At 50.3% G+C, this 26,305-nt stretch carries 20 protein-coding genes; 6 read left to right on the forward strand and 14 right to left on the reverse strand.

Going from position 1 to position 26,305, the window contains the following annotated elements:
- Window positions 1-78: 78 nt before the first annotated feature.
- Together yjdN and HUZ68_RS01525 are read right to left on the reverse strand one after the other, a co-directional pair.
- Window positions 79-522 (reverse strand): VOC family metalloprotein YjdN, encoded by a 444-nt coding sequence (gene yjdN, locus HUZ68_RS01520; RefSeq protein ID WP_001131312.1) that lies wholly within the window; start codon window positions 520-522, stop codon window positions 79-81.
- 359 nt (window positions 523-881) lie between these two features.
- Window positions 882-1,217, reverse strand: coding sequence for a zinc ribbon domain-containing protein YjdM (locus tag HUZ68_RS01525; RefSeq protein ID WP_001300891.1), 336 nt, complete (start codon window positions 1,215-1,217; stop codon window positions 882-884).
- 401 nt (window positions 1,218-1,618) lie between these two features.
- On the opposite strand from HUZ68_RS01525, the gene crfC reads away from it, so the two are divergent.
- The 4 genes from crfC (at window position 1,619) to pmrR (ending at window position 6,689) form a co-directional block, all read left to right on the forward strand.
- Complete coding sequence (crfC, locus tag HUZ68_RS01530; RefSeq protein ID WP_033814918.1) at window positions 1,619-3,847, forward strand: clamp-binding protein CrfC; 2,229 nt, start codon at window positions 1,619-1,621, stop codon at window positions 3,845-3,847.
- The gene (locus HUZ68_RS01535; protein WP_033814919.1) at window positions 3,844-4,722 is read left to right on the forward strand and encodes a diguanylate cyclase regulator RdcB family protein; all 879 of its coding nucleotides are present in this window, start codon (window positions 3,844-3,846) and stop codon (window positions 4,720-4,722) included. The genes crfC and HUZ68_RS01535 overlap by 4 nt, the downstream gene beginning before the upstream one ends.
- Before the next feature lie 263 nt (window positions 4,723-4,985).
- Window positions 4,986-6,488, forward strand: coding sequence for a glycine betaine/L-proline transporter ProP (gene proP, locus HUZ68_RS01540; RefSeq protein ID WP_012311661.1), 1,503 nt, complete (start codon window positions 4,986-4,988; stop codon window positions 6,486-6,488).
- Window positions 6,489-6,599: 111 nt separating this feature from the next.
- The gene (gene pmrR / locus HUZ68_RS01545) at window positions 6,600-6,689 is read left to right on the forward strand and encodes an LpxT activity modulator PmrR (RefSeq protein WP_000797656.1); all 90 of its coding nucleotides are present in this window, start codon (window positions 6,600-6,602) and stop codon (window positions 6,687-6,689) included.
- Here pmrR and pmrB read toward each other — a convergent pair.
- The 7 genes from pmrB to melR all read right to left on the reverse strand — a co-directional run bounded on the left by pmrB (window position 6,665) and on the right by melR (window position 16,112).
- Entirely contained in the window at window positions 6,665-7,765 is a 1,101-nt protein-coding gene (pmrB, locus tag HUZ68_RS01550; RefSeq protein ID WP_001052137.1) for a two-component system sensor histidine kinase PmrB, read from the reverse strand. The genes pmrR and pmrB overlap by 25 nt on opposite strands.
- Entirely contained in the window at window positions 7,766-8,434 is a 669-nt protein-coding gene (gene basR, locus HUZ68_RS01555) for a two-component system response regulator BasR (protein WP_000697915.1), read from the reverse strand.
- Window positions 8,431-10,074: a phosphoethanolamine transferase EptA gene (gene eptA, locus HUZ68_RS01560; protein WP_000919792.1), complete on the reverse strand. Its 1,644-nt coding sequence runs from the start codon at window positions 10,072-10,074 to the stop codon at window positions 8,431-8,433. The genes basR and eptA overlap by 4 nt, the downstream gene beginning before the upstream one ends.
- Window positions 10,075-10,177: 103 nt before the next feature.
- A complete protein-coding gene (gene adiC / locus HUZ68_RS01565; protein ID WP_000093154.1) occupies window positions 10,178-11,515 on the reverse strand; it encodes an arginine/agmatine antiporter in 1,338 nt (445 codons plus the stop codon).
- 136 nt (window positions 11,516-11,651) lie between these two features.
- The gene (gene adiY, locus HUZ68_RS01570) at window positions 11,652-12,413 is read right to left on the reverse strand and encodes a DNA-binding transcriptional activator AdiY (RefSeq protein WP_001217059.1); all 762 of its coding nucleotides are present in this window, start codon (window positions 12,411-12,413) and stop codon (window positions 11,652-11,654) included.
- A 324-nt stretch (window positions 12,414-12,737) separates the two neighbouring features.
- Window positions 12,738-15,005, reverse strand: coding sequence for an arginine decarboxylase (gene adiA, locus HUZ68_RS01575; protein ID WP_001308282.1), 2,268 nt, complete (start codon window positions 15,003-15,005; stop codon window positions 12,738-12,740).
- A gap of 198 nt (window positions 15,006-15,203) precedes the next feature.
- Complete coding sequence (melR, locus tag HUZ68_RS01580; protein WP_001090758.1) at window positions 15,204-16,112, reverse strand: transcriptional regulator MelR; 909 nt, start codon at window positions 16,110-16,112, stop codon at window positions 15,204-15,206.
- A gap of 282 nt (window positions 16,113-16,394) precedes the next feature.
- Between melR and melA the strand changes: the two genes are divergently transcribed.
- The gene (gene melA, locus HUZ68_RS01585; RefSeq protein ID WP_000986600.1) at window positions 16,395-17,750 is read left to right on the forward strand and encodes an alpha-galactosidase; all 1,356 of its coding nucleotides are present in this window, start codon (window positions 16,395-16,397) and stop codon (window positions 17,748-17,750) included.
- Between the two features lie 102 nt (window positions 17,751-17,852).
- Complete coding sequence (gene melB, locus HUZ68_RS01590; protein ID WP_033814920.1) at window positions 17,853-19,274, forward strand: melibiose:sodium transporter MelB; 1,422 nt, start codon at window positions 17,853-17,855, stop codon at window positions 19,272-19,274.
- Between the two features lie 138 nt (window positions 19,275-19,412).
- Here the strand turns inward: melB and HUZ68_RS01595 are convergent, their stop codons facing one another.
- The 5 genes from HUZ68_RS01595 to HUZ68_RS01615 all read right to left on the reverse strand — a co-directional run bounded on the left by HUZ68_RS01595 (window position 19,413) and on the right by HUZ68_RS01615 (window position 26,147).
- On the reverse strand, window positions 19,413-20,042 hold the full coding sequence (locus tag HUZ68_RS01595; RefSeq protein WP_000198733.1) for a DUF2238 domain-containing protein: 630 nt from the start codon (window positions 20,040-20,042) through the stop codon (window positions 19,413-19,415).
- A gap of 122 nt (window positions 20,043-20,164) precedes the next feature.
- Window positions 20,165-21,811: a class I fumarate hydratase gene (gene fumB, locus HUZ68_RS01600; RefSeq protein ID WP_000066681.1), complete on the reverse strand. Its 1,647-nt coding sequence runs from the start codon at window positions 21,809-21,811 to the stop codon at window positions 20,165-20,167.
- A 77-nt stretch (window positions 21,812-21,888) separates the two neighbouring features.
- Window positions 21,889-23,229, reverse strand: a complete 1,341-nt coding sequence (dcuB, locus tag HUZ68_RS01605; RefSeq protein WP_000899522.1) for an anaerobic C4-dicarboxylate transporter DcuB — start codon at window positions 23,227-23,229, stop codon at window positions 21,889-21,891.
- Between the two features lie 570 nt (window positions 23,230-23,799).
- Window positions 23,800-24,519, reverse strand: a complete 720-nt coding sequence (gene dcuR / locus HUZ68_RS01610) for a two-component system response regulator DcuR (protein ID WP_000611288.1) — start codon at window positions 24,517-24,519, stop codon at window positions 23,800-23,802.
- On the reverse strand, window positions 24,516-26,147 hold the full coding sequence (locus HUZ68_RS01615; protein WP_001216477.1) for a sensor histidine kinase: 1,632 nt from the start codon (window positions 26,145-26,147) through the stop codon (window positions 24,516-24,518). Before HUZ68_RS01615 ends, dcuR begins: the two co-directional genes overlap by 4 nt.
- Between the last annotated feature and the right edge of the window lie 158 nt (window positions 26,148-26,305).

Consider the following 26,305-nt stretch of genomic DNA (forward strand, 5'->3'; position numbering starts at 1 on the left):
GGTTAATTAAAAGTGACTAACAGATGAAGAGTTAACGGGAATTCGATGACAGTGCGGGAGGGCGGGCCTCCCGGCGGATTATTGCGTTGGTTGTTGTTTGACGACATTAATCATCCACGGTACGCCAAATTTATCGGTGACTTTGCCAAAGCCATGCGCCCAGAAAGTTTCCTGCCAGGCCATTTCGATTTTTCCGTTAGCTGCAAGGTTATCAAACCAGCGTTTTCCTTCTTCGACCTGTTGCGAATCGAGCACCAGCGTAAAACCGGAGTAGCTGGCTTTTCCTGACGGTATAGCATCGCTCATCATGATATCGCTTCCGGCAATACGCACGTTGGCATGAGCGATGGCAGTATCGGGAAATTGCATTCCGGAAGGGCAGCCTTCGGCGCTGTCCTGCGCTGATTTTGGCATTTCGCCGAAGCTGATTTTATAGAGCAGTTCCGCGCCCAACGTACGTTGATAATAAGCAATTGCGTCGGCACAGTTACCGGCAAAAGAGAGGTAGGGACTTAACGGCATGATGGTGACCTCAGTTAAGAGAAGCCAGTTAAGTGTAGTTCGAAATTTATACAGATGAGGGGGAGGCCTGATAAGACGCGGTAAGCGTCGCATCAGGCAGTCGGCACTGTTGCCGGATGCGGCGTAAACGCCTTATCCGGCCTACGGAGGGTGCGGGAATTTGTAGGCCTGATAAGACGCGCGAGCGTCGCATCAGGCATCTGGCACTGTTGCCGGATGCGGCGTAAACGCCTTATCCGGCCTACGGAGGGTGCGGGAATTTGTAGGCCTGATAAGACGCGCAAGCGTCGCATCAGGCATCTGGCACCGTTGCCGGATGCGGCGTAAACGCCTTATCCGGCCTACCGATCACAATACAATCAGTTCTTTTTCACAAACTCAGATTTCAGTTTCATCGGACCAAAACCGTCGATTTTGCAATCGATGTTATGGTCGCCTTCAACCAGGCGGATGTTTTTCACTTTGGTGCCAATTTTCAGCATCGAAGAGCTACCTTTCACCTTCAGATCTTTAATGATGGTAACGCTGTCGCCGTCAGCCAGCAGATTGCCGTTAGCATCTTTAACGATCAGCTCGTCGCTTTCCTGTGCAGGTTCTGCGTCGTTCCATTCGTAGGCACATTCCGGGCAGATGTACATGCCGTTATCTTCGTAGGTGTATTCGGAGTTGCATTTTGGGCAGTGTGGTAATGACATGTGGATTTCCTCAAAAGTCAGCAGGGCAAAAGCGCCAAAAAACGGCAGATTGCCGAAAAAGGCCGCAATTATACACAAAATCCCTGAGTTTGTCGGGGGTACTGCTGATTTTAGACGACGATCGTTTTCATTTGAAAGGAAACGCAAAAAGAAAATAATCTTTTTGCCTTCATTTATTATTTAAGATAAGGTTAATGCTCTCCTTGTTCTTTTTTTTATTCACATGATATTTTTATCTTTCTGACGTTTTAAACGTATCGGAAGATGTTATTTATTCTAATAAAAAACAACACTCTAAATATAAAATTATTTCTTGCAGTAATTATAAAAGCCGAAAACAGAACTCAAAAACAATCTGGCTAAATAAAAGTAATAAAATTTGCTTTAAGGAAGAATTTTCTATGTACACACAGACCCTGTATGAGTTAAGTCAGGAGGCTGAACGCCTGTTACAGCTTTCTCGCCAACAGTTGCAGTTACTGGAAAAAATGCCTCTCTCTGTACCCGGAGACGATGCGCCACAACGGGCTTTACCCTGGAGTCAGCCTAATATCGCCGAGCGTCACGCGATGCTGAATAATGAGTTGCGTAAAATTTCCCGACTGGAAATGGTGCTGGCGATTGTCGGTACTATGAAAGCAGGGAAATCCACCACCATTAATGCCATTGTTGGTACGGAGGTTCTGCCTAATCGTAATCGCCCAATGACTGCGCTGCCGACGCTTATTCGCCATACGCCCGGGCAAAAAGAACCGGTACTGCATTTTTCACATGTTGCACCAATCGATTGTTTAATTCAAAAATTACAACAGCGCCTGCGTGATTGCGATATTAAGCATCTGACCGATGTGCTGGAAATAGATAAAGATATGCGTGCGCTTATGCAGCGGATCGAAAATGGCGTCGCTTTCGATAAATATTATCTGGGTGCCCAGCCTATTTTTCATTGTCTGAAAAGTTTGAATGATTTGGTGCGACTGGCGAAGGCGCTGGACGTCGATTTTCCTTTTTCTGCTTACGCCGCCATTGAGCATATTCCCGTGATTGAAGTGGAGTTTGTCCATCTGGCGGGGCTGGAGAGTTATCCCGGTCAGTTGACGTTACTGGATACCCCCGGGCCAAATGAAGCCGGGCAACCGCATCTGCAAAAAATGCTTAACCAGCAGCTGGCACGCGCCTCGGCGGTACTGGCGGTGCTGGATTATACGCAACTGAAATCGATCTCCGATGAAGAGGTCCGTGAGGCGATTTTGGCGGTGGGGCAATCGGTGCCGCTGTATGTGCTGGTCAATAAGTTCGATCAACAGGATCGTAACAGTGACGACGCCGACCAGGTGCGGGCACTGATTTCCGGGACGCTGATGAAAGGCTGTATTACGCCACAGCAGATATTTCCGGTGTCGTCGATGTGGGGCTACCTGGCGAATCGGGCGCGCCATGAGTTAGCCAACAACGATAAGTTACCAGCGCCAGAGCAACAACGCTGGGTGGAAGATTTTGCCCATGCCGCGCTCGGCAGGCGCTGGCGTCATGCCGATCTGGCGGACCTCGAACATATTCGTCATGCTGCCGATCAGTTGTGGGAAGATTCGCTGTTCGCCCAGCCAATTCAGGCGTTGCTTCATGCCGCTTATGCTAACGCCTCGTTGTATGCTCTGCGATCTGCCGCGCATAAACTGTTGAATTACGCGCAGCAGGCGCGGGAATACCTGGATTTTCGTGCGCACGGGTTAAACGTCGCTTGTGAACAATTGCGGCAAAATATCCACCAGATCGAAGAAAGTTTGCAGCTATTGCAACTCAATCAGGCGCAGGTGAGCGGCGAGATTAAACATGAAATCGAGCTGGCCCTGACCTCCGCCAACCTCTTTCTGCGTCAACAGCAAGATGCGCTGAAGGCGCAGTTAGCCGCCTTGTTTCAGGATGATTCGGAGCCGTTAAGCGAGATTCGTACCCGCTGTGAGACACTGTTACAGACGGCGCAGAACACCATCAGTCGCGACTTTACGCTGCGTTTTGCCGAGCTTGAATCCACTCTTTGCCGGGTGTTAACCGATGTTATTCGCCCCATTGAACAACAAGTCAAAATGGAATTGAGCGAGTCAGGGTTTCGTCCCGGGTTTCATTTTCCTGTTTTTCACGGCGCAGTTCCCCACTTCAACACTCGCCAGCTGTTCAGTGAAGTCATTTCGCGCCAGGAAGCAACGGACGAGCAGAGCACGCGTTTAGGCGTTGTGCGTGAGACTTTTTCGCGCTGGTTGAATCAGCCCGACTGGGGACGGGGGAATGAGAAATCCCCGACAGAAACGGTTGATTACAGTGTGTTGCAAGGAGCATTAAGCGCAGAAGTCGATCTTTATTGCCAACAAATGGCTAAAGTTCTGGCAGAGCAGGTCGATGAATCTGTTACGGCAGGCATGAATACTTTTTTCGCTGAGTTCGCTTCATGTTTGACGGAATTACAGACGCGTTTACGCGAAAGTCTGGCTCTGCGTCAACAAAATGAATCGGTGGTCAGGCTGATGCAGCAGCAATTGCAGCAGACTGTGATGACTCACGGCTGGATTTACACCGACGCCCAGCTGTTACGCGATGATATTCAAACACTTTTCACGGCAGAACGATATTGACCAAGACGTTACTGGACGGCCCCGGTCGCGTGCTGGAGTCGGTTTATCCCCGCTTTTTAGTGGATCTGGCGCAGGGCGATGATGCCCGCCTTCCACAAGCCCATCAGCAGCAGTTTCGTGAACGACTGATGCAGGAACTTCTTGCGCGCGTGCAGCTTCAGACATGGACGAACGGCGGCATGTTAAATGCGCCGCTTAGCCTGCGTTTGACATTGGTGGAAAAACTGGCGTCGATGCTGGATCCCGGTCATCTGGCGCTGACGCAGATCGCGCAGCATCTGGCGCTGCTGCAAAAAATGGATCACCGCCAGCACTCTGCTTTCCCGGAGCTCCCCCAGCAAATTGCCGCCTTGTATGAGTGGTTTTCAGCCCGTTGTCGCTGGAAGGAAAAGGCGTTAACGCAACGAGGCCTACTGGTGCAGGCGGGTGAACAGAGCGAGCAAATTTTTACCCGCTGGCGTGCTGAGGCGTATAACGCCTGGTCGTTGCCTGGGCGCTGTTTTATCGTTCTCGAAGAGTTGCGTTGGGGGGCATTTGGCGATGCCTGTCGTCTGGGAAGCCCGCAAGCGGTGGCGTTGTTGCTGGGTGATTTGCGCGTGAAAGCGACACAACATCTGGCAGAGAGTATCAATGCGGCCCCGACCACGCGTCACTATTACCATCAGTGGTTTGCCTCTTCGACCGTTCCGACGGGCGGGGATCATGCTGATTTTTTAAGTTGGCTGGGAAAGTGGACCACGGCAGATAAACAACCCGTTTGCTGGTCAGTGACCCAACGTTGGCAAACTGTCGCGCTGGGGATGCCACGACTCTGTTCAGCGCAGCGTTTGGTGGGGGCAATGGTCGAGGAAATCTTCTCTGTAAATTTGGCGTAAATAATTAGTTACATCAATGAGTCCTAAACGAAATCCATGTGTGAAGTTGATCACAAATTTAAACACTGGTAGGGTAAAAAGGTCACTAACTGCCCAATTCAGGCGTCAACTGGTTTGATTGTACATTCCTTAACCGGAGGGTGTAAGCAAACCCGCTACGCTTGTTACAGAGATTGCATCCTGCAATTCCCGCTCCCCTTTTGCGGCCGTCGCGCTGATTTTTCTGGCGTTTGCGGAAATGGGCCAACTCTGCGAGGAAAGCTATGCTGAAAAGGAAAAAAGTAAAACCAATTACCCTTCGTGATGTCACCATTATTGATGACGGTAAACTGCGTAAAGCCATTACCGCAGCATCACTGGGTAATGCAATGGAATGGTTTGATTTTGGTGTTTATGGTTTTGTTGCTTACGCATTAGGTAAAGTTTTTTTCCCGGGGGCTGACCCCAGCGTGCAGATGGTTGCTGCACTTGCCACTTTCTCCGTTCCCTTTCTGATTCGACCGCTTGGCGGACTCTTCTTTGGTATGTTGGGCGATAAATATGGTCGCCAGAAGATCCTCGCTATCACTATTGTGATTATGTCGATCAGTACGTTCTGTATTGGCTTAATACCGTCCTACGACACGATTGGTATTTGGGCACCGATTCTGCTGTTGATCTGTAAGATGGCACAAGGTTTCTCGGTCGGCGGTGAATATACCGGGGCGTCAATATTTGTTGCGGAATACTCCCCTGACCGTAAACGTGGCTTTATGGGCAGCTGGCTGGACTTCGGTTCTATTGCCGGGTTTGTGCTGGGAGCTGGCGTAGTGGTGTTAATTTCGACCATTGTCGGCGAAGAGAACTTCCTCGACTGGGGCTGGCGTATTCCGTTCTTTATCGCTCTGCCGTTAGGGATTATCGGGCTTTACCTGCGCCATGCGCTGGAAGAAACTCCGGCGTTCCAGCAGCATGTTGATAAACTGGAACAGGGCGACCGCGAAGGTTTGCAGGATGGCCCGAAAGTCTCGTTTAAAGAGATTGCCACTAAATACTGGCGCAGCCTGTTGACATGTATTGGTCTGGTAATTGCCACCAACGTGACTTACTACATGTTGCTGACCTATATGCCGAGTTATTTGTCGCATAACCTGCATTACTCCGAAGACCACGGGGTGCTGATTATTATCGCCATTATGATCGGTATGCTGTTTGTCCAGCCGGTGATGGGCTTGCTGAGCGACCGTTTTGGCCGTCGTCCGTTTGTGCTACTTGGTAGTGTTGCCCTGTTTGTGTTGGCGATCCCGGCGTTTATTCTGATTAACAGTAACGTCATCGGTCTGATTTTTGCCGGGTTACTGATGCTGGCGGTGATCCTTAACTGCTTTACGGGCGTTATGGCTTCTACCTTGCCAGCGATGTTCCCGACGCATATCCGTTACAGCGCGCTGGCGGCGGCATTTAATATTTCGGTGCTGGTTGCCGGTCTGACGCCAACACTGGCGGCCTGGCTGGTCGAAAGCTCGCAGAATCTGATGATGCCTGCCTATTACCTGATGGTAGTGGCGGTGGTTGGTTTAATCACTGGCGTAACCATGAAAGAGACGGCGAATCGTCCGTTGAAAGGTGCGACACCGGCGGCGTCAGATATACAGGAAGCGAAGGAAATTCTCGTCGAGCATTACGATAATATCGAGCAGAAAATCGATGATATTGACCACGAGATTGCCGATTTGCAGGCGAAACGTACCCGCCTGGTGCAGCAACATCCGCGAATTGATGAATAAGCTGAAACGGATGGCCTGATGTGACGCTGTCTTATCAGGCCAATTGAACTCTTAAGGTTCACTTAATCTCTGACGCGCATACTCTCCTCCAGGTTAACGGAGGAGAGTGCAATGAAAAACCGTGTTTATGAAAGTTTAACTACCGTGTTCAGCGTGCTGGTGGTCAGCAGCTTTCTTTATATCTGGTTTGCCACGTTCTGATCTTTCTTCAGCCGTACCCAGGCCCGCGTGCCGGAAGTCTCTTGCCGGTTTTGCAGGAAAAACTGCCCGTGATGCAACTGTGTAATGCGGCTGACAATACTTAACCCCAGACCAATCCCGCCATAACGGCTGTCCATACGTACAAACGCTTTACTCAACTCCCCGCATTTACTCTCATCAATACCTGGTCCTTCATCTTCAACTGCCATGACCGCTCCGCCATCTTCTTGCAGCTTAATCATAATGTTGCTGCCTTGCGGGCTGTAACGATGGGCGTTTTCTACCAGGTTTCGCAATAACATCCGCAGCAGGGTTGCATCACCCTGAACGGTGATGTCGGCGGCGCTCTCTGGCAATAGCAGGGTTTGCTGTCGCTGGTCGAGCATGGTACTGAGTTCGTCATACGAGGGGAGAATGACATCTTCCAGCAGTTTTACATGTTGATAATTACCGGAAGAAAATGACTGTCCGGCACGCGCCAGTTGCAGCAGCTGGGAGACGCTCTCCATCATCTGATCAAGCCGTGCCACTAACGGTGCTACATCAATGTGATGCGTTTTCGCCAGCAGTTCCAGATGCAAACGCACCCCCGCCAGTGGCGTTCGCAGTTCGTGCGCGACGTCAGCGGTAAATAACCTTTCGTTATCCAGCGTGCTGGTCAGGCGACTGACCAGATCGTTCAACGCCGAAACCACCGCTTCGATTTCGAGGGTGGCGCTGTGAATGGCAATTGGCGTTAAGTTGTCGGCGGTGCGCGCTTCCAGCTCTTTTTGCAGCTCCGCCAGCGGGCGGGTGATGCGGCGTACCGCCTGATAGCAGATAAATAGCGTCAGGCTGACCATAAAGACGCCGGGGACAATCAGGCTGGCGACCGCCTCGCGGATCTCACGCATGATGTGGCGATCGTTGTTGCGATTGTCGCGTAGCGCCTGCTCAAACAGCTGAATCTGCTCGGTACTTTCATGCCATAGCCAGAAGACGCTGATCAGCTCAAACACCAACAAAATGGCCCCGATGGTCAATATCAGCCGTTGGCGCAGCGATATTGGTCGGCGCAGAAAACGCATCAGATTCAATTAGTTTTCCTCATTCGCGACAAGCATATAGCCAAAGCCGCGCACGGTGCGGATACGGGCTTTGCCCACTTTGTCGCGCAGATTGTGGATATGCACTTCCAGGGTGTTGGTCGAGGGTTCATTGTCCCAGTTATAGATGTCGTTGTAGAGAATTTCCCGATGCACCGGACTGCCTGCTTTGAGCATTAACCGTGACAGCAGAGCATATTCTTTGGGCGTCAGAATCAACTCTTCACCGCCCATCCATACCTGACGGCGACCCATGTTCAGCGTCAGATTGCCAACAATCAGCTCACTTTCGCCCTGATTATTATGGCGTCGTAGCAGGGCGCGGATACGGGCATGTAACTCTTCCAGCGCAAAAGGCTTCACCAGATAGTCGTCGGCACCGACATCCAGCCCGGCGATTTTGTCGGTCAGCGTATCGCGAGCGGTGAGGATCAGTACCGGCAGGGTATATTTTTTCTGCCGGATACGGGCGAGAAAATGCAGTCCATCTTCGTCGGGTAACCCTAAATCCAGTACCACCAGGCTGTAATGACCTGCCTCAAGGCTTTGTTCCGCCATCCGCGCGGTTGTCACGCCATCGCACGCGTAGCCTTCGGTTTGCGCCGCCAGAATCAGTCCCTGCAATAACAGCGTATCGTCTTCAACAATCAGAATTTTCATTCACTCACTCTCCTGCAAGTTTGCAGAATATCATCCGCAGCCTGGTAATACTTCGTCTCAACGCCAGTTAATCCCAATAGCGTGGAGAATAAATTGTCTTGTGAATAGTGTTGCGTTTGCGCCTGTTTTTGCAGACAGTTCTGGTCAACCTGATACCGTTTTTGATAATCCTCCGACAGCCACAGCAGCATCGGCACCTGTTTTTGGCTATCCGGGGCGATGGCATAAGGCAAACCGTGCAGATAGATGCCATTTTCACCTAACGACTCACCGTGGTCAGAAAGATAAACCAGGCTGGTGGTAAATTTATCCTGATGTTCTTTCAGCAGATTAATCGCTTTATCAACAATATAGTCGACGTAAACCAGCGTGTTGTCGTAAGTGTTCACCAGTTGCTCTTTGGTACAGGTCTGGATCTCATTGGTGTCGCAGGTTGGGGTAAATTTCCTGAACTGCGGCGGATAGCGGTTGTAATAGGTCGGACCGTGGCTGCCGATGGTGTGTAAGACAATCACGCCATCACCCTGCAGGTTATTGATGTACTCTTCCAGCCCGTGGAACAGCACTTCGTCATAGCATTCGCCGTTGATGCACTGATCAGGCAGATTCAGCGCGGTGACATTCTGGTGAGGCACGCGGTCGCAGGCACCTTTACAGCCGCCATCGTTGTCATTCCACAGCACGTTGATGCCCGCTCGCTGAATGATATCCAGCACGCCTTCCTGGTGCTGTGCCAGCTCTTCTTTGTAATGCTCACGCGGCATATCCGAGAACATGCACGGTACTGAAACTGCCGTTGCCGTGCCGCAAGATGCGGTATTAGGGAAATAGACCACGTTATCTTTCGCCAACCGCGGGTTAGTTTCACGCGGGTAGCCGTTGAGGGAGAAGTTCTCCGCCCGCGAGGTTTCGCCGACAATCAGGATGGTCAAATTTTTACGTTTTTCGTTCTGCATTAACGGGTTGCGGTGCGCGTCTTCACCAATTCGCACCAGCGGCAGATTTGCCAGTCGCTGATGGGAGTACCATGACCAGCTGGCAACAATGCTGTTAGAGGGGCTTAAGGACTTCACCAGCTCTTTGTTGTTGCGGAACAACGAGGCGTAGTCTTTATAAAATAGTGCGGCGACCAGCAAAATCAGCAGTACAGAAACCAGAATATTGGCTCCACGGAAAAGAACACTGCGCAGGCGCGAAGTGGCAGGTTTGATTTTAATCCAGCAGGCAATCAGCGCAGCAAGCACGCCGCTGAATCCTAGCGTTAATAACATTTGCGGCGTCATCAACGCATAACTTTCTGCCGGAGTGGTATCAATAATATTGGCAATCATCGAGCGGTCGATGACGATGCCGTAAGTCATTATGAAATATTGTGCAGCCGCGCCAACCAGAATAAACAGGCAGGCCAGCGGTCGATTAAGCCATAAGAAAGAGCTTAGTGTCAGGACAATATTAATCACGCTGAAGGCGACGACCGGCATCGACAAGAAAACCAGTACGTTATGCAGCGAGTCCAGCGGCAGCGCCTGCAACACCTGTTTAAAAAAGGCAATATTCAGGCAGATAGAGATATAAAAAGCGGCCAACAATAGCCAGGCGAGTAAATTCAAAGAGGGTCTTTTTAGTAGGCGCTTCAACATCACGGTGTTTCCATCGAACAAAGTGCGCATATGCTCGCAAAGCAAAATTAAGCCAACCTTAAGTTCTTAAGGTTGGCTTTTATCTTTGCTGGATTAAGGGGAATTAATCTTTGCTTATTGGTGCATCTAAGGGATACGGGTTTTTATGCAGCCGGTTGTAATTCAGCGCATACATGGCGGTGATGACCATCAGGGTGACAAATGACCACATAACCTCTTTCGCCCCGGACCCCACCACGGCCCAGATGCAGTAGAGGAAGGCAATGGTAGTAACTGCCAGATATGCCGGGCGTGCTTTACCAAAGTGACCGTGTCCGAGCAGCAGTAACGCCGCACAGGTGTAAAGATATGGCACCAGTGTAAAGATGACCGACACGGAAGAAACCAGACCGAATTCTTTGGTCGCGTTTGGTGAAATGCTGCTGAGCTGGAAGATGGTCATCAAAATACCGACGATAATCAGCCCCGCCACTGGCGTACCCGCTTTATTTACACGGGCAAAAATCGGTGGGAACAGTCCGTCATCGGCAGCGGCTTTCGCCGTTTGACCCGCCAGCAATGTCCAGCCGCCCAGTGAACCTAAGCAACCCGCAGCTGCGCAGAAGGAAACAATGGCCCCGGCGGTGTCACCCAACGCCATCCGTGCGGCATCACCGAATGGCGAGGCAGAAACGCGCAGTGCGGCATTAGGGATCATCCCCATAATCGCGGTGGTGGAGAGCACATAGCAAACGGCGGCAATCAATACCCCACCGATGGTGGCGATAGGGACATTGCGTTTCGGGTTTTTCACCACACCTGCGGCAACGGAGGCACTTTCCACACCGATGAACGACCACAGCGTAACGTTAAGGGTACTTTGAATTGCACCGAAGGTGCCCAGGCCGCTGACGTTCCATGCCGCCATATAGGTTTCACCACGGAACCAGAACCAGCCAAATACGGCAATCCCGACGATGGGGATCAGCGCCAGCACGGTGGCAACGGCCTGCACACGGGTGATCATTTTCGGACCGACAATGTTCAGCAGGACGAAGATCCACAGCACCACGACGCAGGTGATGGTTAATACCAATGGATCTTTCAGAATCGGGAAGAAGTAACTTAAATATCCTACGCCAATGACCACCATGGCGATATTGCCGATCCAGCAGGCCAGCCAGTAGAGGACGTTGGTTTGATAACCGAGAAACGGGCCAAAGCAGCGGCGGGCGTAAGCGTAAGAACCACCAGGACTTGGATCGAGGAACGACATTTTGGCGTATACCATCGAGAGCCCCAGCGCACCGATAATCGTCACCAACCATCCATATATGGCAATCCCGCCAGTGGAGGCCAGGTTTGCAGGTAACAGAAAAACACCTGACCCCATAATATTCCCCGACACCATCAGGGTGACGGGGATTAAGCCCACTTTGTGAGCATCAGCATCCGAAGACATAATTAAACTCCTGCGAAGGCGAGCTTCGTGACAATAAATTACGTCATATCATACGCCTGCATTCGATAGTTGAATTATTATCGACCGGGTTATCGCTGATGCCGTTATTAATATAGCTCTTCGTTAAGGTTAAAAATCAGGCGACAGTGCGTTCTCTGTGCTGACTAACATAATGCAGCGGCGTCATACCGTAGAAGTCTTTAAAGACAGAAATAAAGTACGACGTACTGTTGTAGCCGCAGGACTGTGATACCTGAGAGATATTTTTACCGTCCATCATTAATTCATTTACGGCATAACGCATGCGGCAGGTGGTGATTATTTGGCTATAACTGGTGTTTTCGCTTTTCAGCTTTTTCTTTAACAGACTTGGGCTAAGACATAAACAACTGGCTACCATACTAAGATTCCAGTCTTTGTGAATATCGCTTTCAATAATTTGATAAACGCTGTCACTTACACAATTACGTAACATATACATCATTAATGAAAGGAATTTTTTACTGTCGAGAAAACGGGATAGCACCGTGAATAATAATGCGCGTGTTCGTTCCTTTTCTGACTCAGTTTCTGCGGGCATCATGCTGTGTTGCGCGGCAACGCGAAAGACGTCTGGTGTCAGGCATGGCAGGGTGAGAATGGGCGTAGCGCTACGTTGCCATACTGGTATTTGCGAGAGATCTTTATTCAGAAACCGGAGGTAATCTTTGATGATGTCGTGACTAATATGAGCAACCAAAGTGTTGTTAAGAGAGGAGACGTCGATAATATTATTTTCACAATTTAATAACGCCATATGGTTAGCTTTAAGGCTAATAGGTTCTTTCCCATTCACCCTTATCCAGACATCTTTTTCAGTCAATAAAACAATACAAGGTTGGTCGCTGCAAATCCTCATACATGTACTCCTGAGTGCGAATAAAAGACCAGTTCTCGCTAAAGCAAAGCGATACCGGGAAATGGTTATATAATTGTATGATGAATATAAACATGCATAAAAATAACGAGTTTTACTAATATTACAAATTTTTATAAAAATTTCTCATGTACATATTTTTTTACAGGGTAAATAACAGGCAAAAAAAAGCGCGGGGTGGGGCCGCGCAAAAAGTATGACATTTTTGTTTGCAGCAATTTTTATGAAAACGTTGCCATACTCAAAAGGCCTAAGGCCAGGCGGCGTAATGTTATTTAAACAATTACGCCTTCAGCGGAATAGTGGTTACGCTTTCACACACATAACGTGGTAAATACCGTCAATAATTTCAGTCCCTTCAGTTTCGTGTTCAAATCCAGGGAAATGATGGTCCCAGGATTGCAGCGAGCGTAAATAACTTACTTGCGGACTGTTTTTATCGCCGAAGTTTTCACCAGACAGCAGCATCGGGATTCCTGGCGGATACGGGATAACTGAGTTTGCCGCGATGCGTCCTGGTAGATTTTCAATGGATACCAGTTCGACATTGTTATCGACAATCGCGTTGTACGCTTCACGCGGGGTGATCTCCGCCACCGGCAGGCCGGAATAGGCTTCGTTCAACCGTGCGCCAGGATTGTTTTCTTTCAGCCAGGCAAACATGGTGTCACCCAGATCGTGAATCCCCATGTTCGCGTAAGTGTCAGGATATTGTTCAACAAGTTCCGGCATCACCTGCGCCAGCGGTGTGTTGGCGTCATAGTGGCGTTTGAAGGAGCAAAGGGTGTTAACCAGAGTCCCCCATTTCCCACGGGTTACGCCCATAGAGAACAGGAACATAATTTGGAAGTCAGTGGTGCGGGTAGGCACAATGCCGTGGCGACCAAGCCAGGCAGTGACCAGCGCCGCCGGAACACCGGTTTCTTCCAGTTCACCATCTTCACCCATTCCCGGAGCAAGGATGCTGACTTTAATCGGGTCGAGCATACTCCAGTTATCCGGAATATCTTTGAAGCCGTGCCAGCTTTCGCCCGGATGCATTACCCAGCAGTCCTGAACGGTGGTCAACAGTTTGGTTGGCGCGTCAGCAAAGTCATAGGTTTTGCCGGTTTGTGGGTCGGTGACGACTTCTTTGTTCCACGGTTTGAAGAACCAGCTACCGTCAGCGGTGAACTCTTTATACAGCCGCGCCATCGCCTGACGGAAATCAACCGCTTCGTCGATCACTTCCTGCGTCAGTGACAGGCCACTGTTGCCGTCCATCATCGACACCGCCACGTCGTTGGATGCGCAGATGGCATACAGCGGGGAGGTGGTGGCATGCATCATGTACGCCTGATTGAAGCGGGAGAAGTTAATCGCACCACGACCTTCACGCACATGAATGTAAGAGGCCTGTGACAGCGCATTCAGCAGTTTGTGGGTGGAGTGGGTGGCGAAAACGGTAGGGCCGTTGTGATCGCCAGGTTCGCCGCGCATGGCATAGTGATCGGCATAGATCGGGTTGAAACGTGCATAGCCGTACCAGGCTTCGTCAAAGTGCAGACGATCGGAGGTTTTTTCCAGCAGATCCTGCGCTTCTTTAGCGTTATAACACACGCCGTCATAGGTGCAGTTGGTCACCACGCAGTAAGACGGTTTTTGCCCGGCTTTGTCTTTAGTCAGCGGGCTTTCACTGATTTTCTTCTGCAAGGTTTCAGGTTGCATTTCCTGCGGATAGATTGGCCCGATAATGCCGTAGCGGTTGCGGCTTGGCACCATGTAGACCGGTTTCGCGCCTGTCAGCATCAAACCTTGTTCGATGGATTTATGGCAGTTACGGTCAACAACCACTACATCGTTATCGGTCATGCAAGCCTGCATGATGGTGCGGTTAGAGCCGGAAGTACCGACGACTACCGACCAGGAGCGATCGGCACCAAATACGCGTGCGGCATATTTTTCGCTTTCGCCAAATGCGCCAGTATGGTCAAGCAAAGAACCGAGGGAAGTTCGTTCGATGCCCATGTCGGTGCGGAACAGATTTTCACCATAGTAGTCATGGTAGAAACGTCCGGCGGGTGTTTTGGTAAAACCAACGCCGCCCTGGTGGCCTGGCGCTGCCCAGGAATATTCATGGATGTCGCTATATTTCATCAGCGCGCTGAACAGTGGCGGCAACAGCTGCTGGCGGTAGCGGGTCATCGCGGCAACGGCGCGTCCGGCGATAAAGTCGGCGGTATCTTCCAGAATCCAGGCGAATTCATCGACAAGCTCCAGCAGGTCGCGATCCATTGCGGCGAGGGCTTTTTCCCGATCGCCCAACAGGAAGACCGGCACGTTTTGTTGGCGCTCATGAAGCTTACCGATCAATTGTCTGACGTTTTGATGTTCGTCCGGATGTTCCATTTGATAGCTGAACATCAGGCAGTCAATGGCTTCGTTTGAAGAGAGAATGGCAAAACCATCATCAAAGGAGGTGGATTTAATCACGGTAACATTTTGCTGGCTTAAAGCATCTGCCAGACGCTCAACGGCGTTACCGACCCAGGTGTCTTGATGGAGAAACTCGCTTTCAACAATTAATACTTTCATCATTGCTTACCCGGTTATGAAGGAATCTTCGTTGCGGGCAAGTATCTTCCGGCCTTTTCGGGCTGTAAAGCGCGTGAAAAACAAACATTTTTCAAATATTTGTTTTTATAAACAATGCTTTATGTGATTATTTTAAATTATTTTCACTGCTTATTATCGACGGCTAAACTATTTTTTTGGCTGATACTGATATCGTCTTTAGCCGGGAAACGTCTGGCGGCGCTGTTGGCTAAGTTTGCGGTATTGTTGCGGCGACATGCCGACATATTTGCCGAACGTGCTGTAAAAACGACTACTTGAACGAAAGCCTGCCGTCAGGGCAATATCGAGAATACTTTTATCGGTATCGCTCAGTAACGCGCGAACGTGGTTGATGCGCATCGCGGTAATGTACTGTTTCATCGTCAATTGCATGACCCGCTGGAATATCCCCATTGCATAGTTGGCGTTAAGTTTGACGTGCTCAGCCACATCGTTGATGGTCAGCGCCTGATCATAGTTTTCGGCAATAAAGCCCAGCATCTGGCTAACATAAAATTGCGCATGGCGCGAGACGCTGTTTTTGTGTGTGCGCGAGGTTTTATTGACCAGAATCGGTTCCCAGCCAGAGAGGCTAAATCGCTTGAGCATCAGGCCAATTTCATCAATGGCGAGCTGGCGAATTTGTTCATTCGGACTGTTTAATTCCTGCTGCCAGCGGCGTACTTCAAACGGGCTAAGTTGCTGTGTGGCAAGTGATTTGATCACCATGCCGTGAGTGACGTGGTTAATCAGGTCTTTATCCAGCGGCCAGGAGAGAAACAGATGCATCGGCAGATTAAAAATCGCCATGCTCTGACAGGTTCCGGTATCTGTTAGTTGGTGCGGTGTACAGGCCCAGAACAGCGTGATATGACCCTGATTGATATTCACTTTTTCATTGTTGATCAGGTATTCCACATCGCCATCGAAAGGCACATTCACTTCGACCTGACCATGCCAGTGGCTGGTGGGCATGATATGCGGTGCGCGAAACTCAATCTCCATCCGCTGGTATTCCGAATACAGCGACAGCGGGCTGCGGGTCTGTTTTTCGTCGCTGCTGCACATAAACGTATCTGTATTCATGGATGGCTCTCTTTCCTGGAATATCAGAATTATGGCAGGAGTGAGGGAGGATGACTGCGAGTGGGAGCACGGTTTTCACCCTCTTCCCAGAGGGGCGAGGGGAGTGTCCGAGCATCATGAGGCCGAAAACTCTGCTTTTCAGGTGAATTATTCCCATAAACTCAGATTTACTGCTGCTTCACGCAGGATCTGAGTTTATGGGAATGCTCAACCTGGAAGCCGGAGGTTTTCTGCAGATTCGCCTGCCATGATGAAGTTATTCAAGCAAGCCAGGAGATCTGCATGATGTCTGCACCCAAAATTACATTTATCGGCGCTGGTTCGACGATTTTCGTTAAAAATATTCTTGGTGATGTGTTCCATCGCGAGGCGCTGAAAACGGCGCATATTGCCCTGATGGACATTGACCCCACCCGCCTGGAAGAGTCGCATATTGTGGTGCGTAAGCTGATGGATTCAGCAGGGGCCAGCGGCAAAATCACCTGCCACACCCAACAGAAAGAAGCCTTAGAGGATGCCGATTTTGTCGTGGTGGCATTTCAGATTGGCGGTTATGAACCTTGCACGGTGACTGATTTCGAGGTCTGTAAGCGGCATGGTCTGGAACAAACCATTGCCGATACGTTGGGGCCGGGCGGTATTATGCGCGCGCTACGTACCATTCCGCATCTGTGGCAAATTTGCGAGGACATGACGGAAGTCTGCCCCGATGCCACCATGCTCAACTATGTTAACCCAATGGCGATGAATACCTGGGCGATGTATGCCCGCTATCCGCATATCAAACAGGTCGGGCTGTGCCATTCGGTGCAGGGAACGGCGGAAGAGCTGGCGCGTGACCTCAATATCGACCCGGCTACGCTGCGTTACCGTTGCGCAGGTATCAACCATATGGCGTTTTACCTGGAGCTGGAGCGCAAAACCGCCGACGGCAGTTACGTGAATCTCTACCCGGAACTGCTGGCGGCTTATGACGCAGGGCAGGCACCGAAGCCGAATATTCACGGCAATACTCGCTGCCAGAATATTGTGCGCTATGAAATGTTCAAAAAGCTGGGCTATTTCGTCACGGAATCGTCAGAACATTTTGCTGAGTACACACCGTGGTTTATTAAGCCAGGTCGTGAGGATTTGATTGAGCGTTATAAAGTACCGCTGGATGAGTACCCGAAACGCTGCGTCGAGCAGCTGGCGAACTGGCATAAAGAGCTGGAGGAGTATAAAAACGCCTCCCGGATTGATATTAAACCGTCACGGGAATATGCCAGCACAATCATGAACGCTATCTGGACGGGCGAGCCGAGTGTGATTTACGGCAACGTCCGTAACGATGGTTTGATTGATAACCTGCCACAAGGATGTTGCGTGGAAGTAGCCTGTCTGGTTGATGCTAATGGCATTCAGCCGACCAAAGTCGGTACGCTACCTTCGCATCTGGCCGCCCTGATGCAAACCAACATTAACGTACAGACGCTGCTGACCGAAGCTATTCTTACGGAAAATCGCGACCGTGTTTACCACGCCGCGATGATGGACCCGCATACTGCCGCCGTGCTGGGCATTGACGAAATATATGCTCTTGTTGACGACCTGATTGCCGCCCACGGCGACTGGCTGCCAGGCTGGTTGCACCGTTAAAACGCGACTAAACGCTACTGCGCCGGGGGATTTATTCCGGCGCACACCTCTGACGATACCAATAACAGAAGGCGGGCGTTGGTAACAGCGACCCGATACCCTATGAGCATTTCAATGACTACAAAACTCAGTTATGGATTTGGAGCGTTCGGGAAGGATTTTGCGATCGGCATTGTGTATATGTACCTCATGTATTACTACACCGATGTCGTCGGGCTGTCTGTGGGTTTGGTCGGTACTTTGTTTCTGGTGGCGAGGATCTGGGATGCTATTAACGATCCGATTATGGGATGGATTGTAAATGCTACGCGATCGCGATGGGGTAAGTTCAAACCCTGGATCCTGATCGGTACGTTGGCAAACTCTGTAATCTTATTTCTCCTCTTTAGTGCGCATCTGTTTGAAGGTACTACTCAGATTGCCTTTGTTTGCGTGACCTACATCCTCTGGGGCATGACTTACACCATTATGGATATTCCCTTCTGGTCGCTGGTTCCAACCATCACGCTCGATAAACGTGAGCGTGAACAACTGGTTCCTTATCCGCGTTTTTTTGCCAGTCTGGCGGGCTTTGTTACGGCAGGTGTGACGCTACCATTTGTTAATTATGTCGGCGGTGGCGATCGGGGATTTGGCTTTCAGATGTTCACACTGGTACTGATCGCCTTTTTTATTGTTTCAACCATCATCACTCTGCGCAATGTGCATGAAGTCTTTTCGTCAGACAATCAACCGTCTGCTGAAGGAAGCCATCTGACACTTAAAGCCATCGTTGCGCTTATTTATAAAAACGATCAGCTTTCATGCCTCTTGGGTATGGCTCTTGCTTATAATGTAGCCAGCAACATTATTACCGGCTTTGCTATCTATTATTTCTCATATGTTATCGGTGATGCGGATTTGTTCCCCTATTATCTGTCGTATGCGGGAGCTGCTAACCTGGTGACGTTAGTATTCTTCCCACGCTTAGTTAAATCATTATCCCGACGCATTTTATGGGCCGGAGCATCTATTCTTCCGGTGTTAAGCTGTGGTGTTCTCCTGTTAATGGCATTAATGAGCTATCACAACGTCGTCCTCATTGTGATTGCGGGTATTTTGCTGAATGTGGGAACGGCGCTTTTCTGGGTATTACAGGTCATCATGGTGGCAGATACCGTTGATTACGGTGAATATAAACTGCACGTACGCTGTGAAAGCATCGCTTACTCCGTGCAGACTATGGTGGTGAAGGGCGGTTCAGCCTTTGCGGCTTTTTTCATTGCGGTTGTGTTAGGGATGATTGGCTATGTACCGAATGTTGAACAGTCTACGCAAGCCCTATTAGGTATGCAGTTTATTATGATTGCTCTACCGACTCTGTTTTTCATGGTAACGCTGATTCTCTACTTCCGTTTCTATCGCCTCAATGGCGACACGCTGCGCAGGATCCAGATTCATCTGCTGGATAAATATCGCAAAGTACCGCCCGAGCCTGTTCATGCTGATATTCCGGTCGGTGCAGTGAGTGATGTGAAAGCCTGACGTGGACAATAGCTAACGAAAATGGCCTGATGCGATATGTTTATCAGGCCACGTCTTAATGTAATGCTTTGGATTTGCAAATTTTGTAGACCGGATAAGGAATTCACGCCGCATCCGGCATCAACAAAGTGCACGTTGTTATCCGGTTATCAAGCCAAAGCGCCGTAGCTGGCGGCAATGAAAGCGAGCGAGGAATATCACCGTCGTTAATGCGCCAAGTAGCGCGCAGAACATATCGGATTGCGTGTCCCACTGGTCGCCCTGGGTGCCGAGAAAATCATCCGCTCCCTGGCCCATTGCCAGCGCCGCCCACCACTCGATTAATTCATACATCGCGCTTATCGCCAGCGCCACGCAACAGACCAGAAACGCCACCATTTTACGTCCGCGAACGTACATCCCGCGCACAAGGATCTCACGTGCCACCAGTGCAGGCACCAGCCCCTGGAAAAAATGCCCCAGCTTGTCATACGGATTACGGCTCAACCCCAGCCATTCCTGCACCTCAAAACCGATGGGGACTTTCGCGTAGGTGTATTGCCCGCCGACCATCAGGATGATGGCGTGAAAGAAAATGAGCGTATAGAGCAGCGGCGTTAACGGATAACGTTTCGCGGTGGCAAGCAGTAGCGGCACGACAATAATCACCGGTGTCACTTCCATCAGCCAGGTGAGTTTGTCATGGGCCGAAATGCCGGTATAAATCAGGATTAACGTTAGCGCCAGTGCGCCGGTGTTAAGAATTAACGGCTTGAGTGTGCGGGTCATGGTGAGTTCGCAAGTCAGGGAAAATACTGACTATTCACCAGCAAGCGTGAAATTACAATCGCAAAAGAGGTGGCCCAGGGGGATCACCTGGCAGCATGCTGCCAGGCGCTGGGCCGAAGAGGTTACTTAGTGCAGTTCGCGCACTGTTTGTTGACGATTTGCTGGAAGAAGTCGTTACCTTTATCATCGACCAGGATAAACGCCGGGAAATCTTCTACTTCGATTTTCCAGATAGCTTCCATACCCAGCTCCGGATAAGCGACGCATTCCAGATGCTTGATGCTCTGCTGCGCCAGTACCGCCGCCGGACCGCCGATGCTACCGAGGTAAAAGCCGCCGTGTTTATGGCACGCGTCGGTAACCTGCTGGCTGCGGTTGCCTTTCGCCAGCATGATCATGCTGCCGCCGTGGGATTGCAGCAGATCCACGTAGGAGTCCATACGACCTGCGGTGGTTGGGCCAAGTGAACCTGATGGATAACCGGCAGGGGTTTTCGCCGGACCCGCGTAGTAGATCGGGTGATCTTTGATGTACTGCGGAAGTTCTTTACCGGCGTCAATCAGCTCTTTCAGCTTGGCGTGTGCAATATCTCGACCCACAATAATGGTGCCGGTGAGCGACAAACGGGTGGATACCGGATATTGCGAAAGCTGGGCGAGGATCTCTTTCATCGGGCGGTTAAGGTCGACCTTCACCGCTTCGCCTTCACCGGCCTGACGCAGTTCTTGTGGAATGTACTGGCCTGGATTGTGTTCCAGTTTTTCGATCCAGATACCTTCGCGGTTGATTTTCGCTTTAATGTTACGGTCAGCGGAGCAGGAGACGCCCATGCCTACCGGGCAGGATGCGCCGTGACGTGGCAGACGGATAACGCGAATGTCGTGCGCGAAGTATTTACCGCCAAACTGCGCGCCAAGACCGAGTTTCTGGGCCTCTTCCAGCAGTTCCTGTTCCAGCTGGACATCGCGGAACGCCTGACCATGTTCGTTCCCTTCCGTCGGCAGTTCATCGTAATAGTGAGCGCTTGCTAACTTGACGGTTTTCAGGTTGGTTTCCGCAGACGTACCGCCAATCACAAACGCGATATGGTACGGCGGGCAGGCTGCAGTACCGAGGGTACGCATTTTCTCGACGAGGAAGTTTTTCAGTTTGCCGGGAGTCAGCAGGGCTTTGGTTTCCTGGTAGAGATACGTTTTGTTGGCAGAGCCGCCGCCTTTCGCAACGCAAAGGAATTTGTACTCATCGCCATCTACCGCGTACAGGTCGATTTGTGCAGGCAGGTTAGTGCCGGTGTTGACCTCTTTGTACATGTCCAGCGCCGCGTTTTGTGAATAGCGCAGGTTATCTTCGATATAGGTGTTATAGACGCCTTTCGACAGCGCTTCTTCATCACCGCCGCCGGTCCACACGCGCTGGCCTTTTTTACCGACGATGATCGCGGTGCCGGTATCCTGGCAGGTAGGCAGCACGCCTTTGGCGGCGATTTCGGAGTTTCTTAAGAATTGCAGCGCCACGTACTTGTCGTTTTCGCTGGCTTCTGGATCGTGAAGAATAGCCGCAACCTGTTTCTGGTGTGCCGGACGGAGCATAAAAGAAGCGTCGTGAAAGGCTTGCTGCGCCAGCAGGGTCAGGGCTTCTGGTTCCACTTTCAGGATGGTTTCGCCGTCGAAGTCGGCAACGCTAACGTAATCGGAAGTGAGTAGATAGTATTCGGTATTGTCTTTCCCCATCGGGAAAGGTGCCTGGTAGATAAAGGGTTTGTTTGACATAGCTTCCAGCCTGTAACTCTGTATTTGTTATTCGAAAATGGCGTGCCGCGTAGTCACGGGCGGCACGCAAAGTGCATTTATAAGAACCCGTACATCGCGGCGAAGATCCAGCCGAAGACGCACGATACGCTCACACCAATCAACCCCGGCAGAATAAAGCTGTGGTTGATGACGAAGCGACCGATGTGGGTGGTGCCGGAACGGTCAAACTGAATCGCTGCCAGATCGCTCGGATAAGTCGGCAGGATGTAATAACCGTAGCAAGCCGGTGCTGAAGCCACGATGTATGCCGGATCAACGCCGATCGCCAGCGCGACCGGAACAATCGCCGCCAGCGCCGCAGCCTGAGAGTTTACAAACTTGGAAACCAGCAGCAGAACAATGGCATAGGCCCACGGATACTCTTTCACCATTTCACCCAGTACGCCCTGAATTTCAGACATATGCGCACCGAACATGGTTTCTGCCATCCATGCGATACCGTACACCGCCACGATGGCGATCATACCGGAACGGAAGACTTCGTTTTTTGAGATAGACGCGGGATTGGTTTTGGTCAGGATAATAATCAGCGCCCCGGTCAGCAGCATAAACATCTGAATAACCAGTACCATCGACAGCGGTTTGCCGCCGAAGGATGGACGCAGGTCCGAATCAGCACCAAGAAGTGCGACTACAGCGATTGCCCCGAGGAAAATCCACATTGCCAGCCAGTTGCTTTTCGGCAGTTTTTTATCCAGCAGCGTCGCGGTATCACCGTAAACATACTCACGGTTTTCCGGTACGGAGATGAATTTCTGGAACTCTTCGTCTTTATCCAGATCTTTACCGCGGAACCAGCTGAAGATACCGATCGCCAGGATACCGATTAACGTCGATGGAATGGTGATTGCCAGCAGGTCGAGGAACTCAAGATGGCGACCATCAAAGGTGACATTACCCAGCATTGCAACCAGAGACACGACCGCAACCGACACCGGACTGGCGATAATCCCCATCTGTGCACCGATAGAACTTGCCGCCATCGGACGTTCCGGACGGATGTTGTTCTTAATGGCGACGTCGTAGATGATCGGCAGAATGGTGTAAACCACATGACCCGTACCGCAAAGAATGGTCAGCGTACAGGTCACAAACGGCGCGACAATTGAGACATATTTCGGGTTGCGGCGCAGCAGCTTCTCGGCAATTTGCAGCATGACATCAAGACCGCCCGAAGCTTGCAAGGTCGCCGATGCCGCCACCACCGCAATGATAACCAGCATGACATCAACTGGTGGTTTACCTGGCTGAAGGTGGAAGACGAAGACCAGAATGACCAGACCGATACCGCCTAATAAACCCAGCGCGATACCACCCTTTCTGGCACCATAAAACAGACATATCAGTATTATGATAAGTTGGATAGTAAATAACATGTGTGAACCCTCGCGATAATCCTATTTAAATTTTTGCTGAATAGATCACAGTCACGTTCTGTTTTGTATGAACTGTTTTCAGAGCCTGACTAAATATCCGTTTGGTCGTTACCGGCTTTAGCAAATACCTCACAGTGAATATTGGCTGATTAAAGCAGCGGCAAATTTATGCACTGTGATAAGCGGCTTTTTCAGAGAGAAAAACTCTCTGGCGATGGGTTTAAAGTTTGTACTGCGCAGATGTTAATGTTTTGTTTGCTGTTATCTTATTGATATTTATCGGTCTATTTTTTGTTCTCAGGGCAGATATCATTAGGTTTATAGATTAATCTGATCTACCCATTTGTGGGTAAAAATACACATAATGCGGGTGACATAATAGTTAATTAACTTTTGTTAGCGTTTTGAAATTAAAAACACCGTTCACCTGAAGAGATATTAATTTTTAGCGATGATGGAGGGATAATTATATTTGATCTGGCACAAGTTTTACTGATGAAGGATGTAACTTGTGCCAGGGGTATTTTGCATTACGGTAATAATTATTACTTACAGATAACCAGCGATCCGTTATTGGCAATATTGTTTCAGTAGTGAGTAGTGTTCTGCCTGAATACGGTAACGGTAAACCGGACGCCCCGTGACGCCATAATGGATACTGGTGAACAAGATGTGGCAGTTGACCAGCCAGATGAGGTATTTACGGCAGGAAACACGCGAGATGTTAACCTCGTTAGCCAGCTCGTCGGTTGAAAACTCATAGTCCTGATGCGCGTCAATCCATTGGCACAGCGTGCGTAACGTCTGCGGCGTTAAGCCTTTTGGCAAGCGACGAGGATCCTGTTCGTTGGAGCTGCTGCCGTGGATTAGCTGATCAAGCTCGGCCTGGTCATAATACTGATGTTTTTCCAGCGCCATTTTCTTTTGCCGCCAGCCGGTGAGCGCCTCTTCAAAGCGGGAAGCCTGGAAGGGTTTGATCAGGTAATCCACGACACCGTAATGCAGCGAATCTTTAATGGTTGCCGCATCGGCTGCGGAGGAGATGACAATCACGTCACTTTTGCAACGCGCGTTATGCAGGACAGGCAGTAAATCGAGCCCGTTCTCTTTTTGCATATAGATATCGAGCAATATCAGGTCGATAGGCGTATCGCTATTGAAGATAATCTCTTTGGCTTTCTCCAGCGTCGAGGCTGTTCCACAGCATTGAAAGCCTGGGATTTGTGCTACGTATCGGCGATTCAGCTCCGCGACCATTGCGTCGTCATCGATAATTAATACATTGATCATCTGTTCGACCTCTCCCCGTCCCAGGGTATCTGGACAAAAAATTGTGTGAAAATCCCGGGTTCCGATTCCACGGCGATGCTGCCGCCGAGATTTTCTACCTGTTGTTTGACAAGTGCTAAACCGACGCCTCGCTCGCTTCCTTTTGTCGAGACACCTTTGTCAAAAATGTGATCGATTTTGTCGGGTGCGATCCCCGGTCCATCATCGTTAACTTCGCAGTGCAGCCAGCCGTGACGGTAGTGCAATGTTACGCTAATTTCGCCACCGGGTTCCGGCCCTAATGCTTCCAGCGCGTTTTCTATCAGATTTCCCAATGTGGTAATCAGCGTCGCGACCTGGTCCTCACTGCCGCTGTCTGGCAGCTGGCTTTCACTGTTTAAAATCAGCGTATGGCCTAAATCGGTCGCGCGGTTAATCTTGCTGATTAAAAAACCAGCGATAACCGGAGATTTGATCTTACCCAGCAGAGAGCCAATCTCTTCCTGATAGTTATTGGCTGTTTTGAGAATGTAATCTTCCAACTGCTTATAACTCTTCAGATGCAATAATCCGAGAATCACATGCAATTTATTCATAAATTCGTGGGATCGTTCACGAAGTGCGTCAGCATAGTTGACCAGACCATCGAGTCGCTGCATCAGTTTACGTACTTCGGTTTTGTCCCTGAAGGTTGAAATGGCACCGATGATAACGCCATTACTGCGCACCGGAACGGTGTTGATCAGTAATAGCCGATCTTTAATCGTAATCTCTTCGTCGCGGCGCGGGGTACCGTCGCGTAACACTTCCGAGACATCTACCACCTGTGACCACGAGTGGCTTAGCGTCGACAGTTTCTCATCGTCCTGCGACTTACGGTAATTCAGCAATTCTTGTGCGGCATCGTTGATCAGCGTGACCTCGCCGCGATCGTCCACGGCAACGACGCCTTCTTTGATAGACTGCAACATGGCCTGGCGTTGCTCAAACAGCGTGGAGATTTCGTAGGGTTCCAGGCCGAAAAGGATTTTTTTCAGTACTTTAACCAGAATGCAGGTGCCAATCAGTCCGACCAGCATGCCAAATAATACTGACCAGATAATGCTCCAGCGACTGTCATTGATCTGTTGGGTCACGCGGCTTAACTCAAGGCCGATCGCCACCACGCCAATTTGTTTATGATTTTCATCGTAGATGGGGGTAAATACGCGTAAAGCCTGCGCCAGAAAACCGCGATTGATAGCGACATTTTCTTCGCCATTCAGCGCTTTAAGGATGTCATCACCTTTAAATGGCTGACCAATACGCTGGGCTTCAGGATGCGAGTAGCGAAGACTTTGCATATCGGTAACGACAATAAACAGCAGATCGTTGCGTTTGCGCACGGCTTCCGCGATGGCCTGGATGCCGCTCTCCTGCGGTTTTTTCTGCAAGCCCTGACGGATTTCCGGCGAGTCGGCGAGAGTACGCGCCACTGCCAGTGCCTTGTTGGCTAGCCCGTCTCGCGTCATATCACTGATTTGCGAGAAGTAAATCAGATGCACCACCAATAGCACCGAGAACAGTACCGCGCTGACCATTAAGATCACTGTGGTACTCAATTTCATCGGACGTTTGCGTAACATGCGGTAGGGCAATGAATGTCTCATCAGCTTCCTTGTGTGACAAATTTCTTAAGCATTATCTCTGATGAGGCGGGTAATTCAAAGGGAGTAAGAATGATTGGCTATATAGGGGAAGAGACTCTGGCAACGGAAACTGCCAGTGCTGTATGAAGATTCCAGGGCTATGCTTATAGTGAAAACCA

This window comes from Shigella dysenteriae (assembly GCF_022354085.1).
Taxonomy (GTDB): Bacteria; Pseudomonadota; Gammaproteobacteria; order Enterobacterales; family Enterobacteriaceae; genus Escherichia; species Escherichia coli.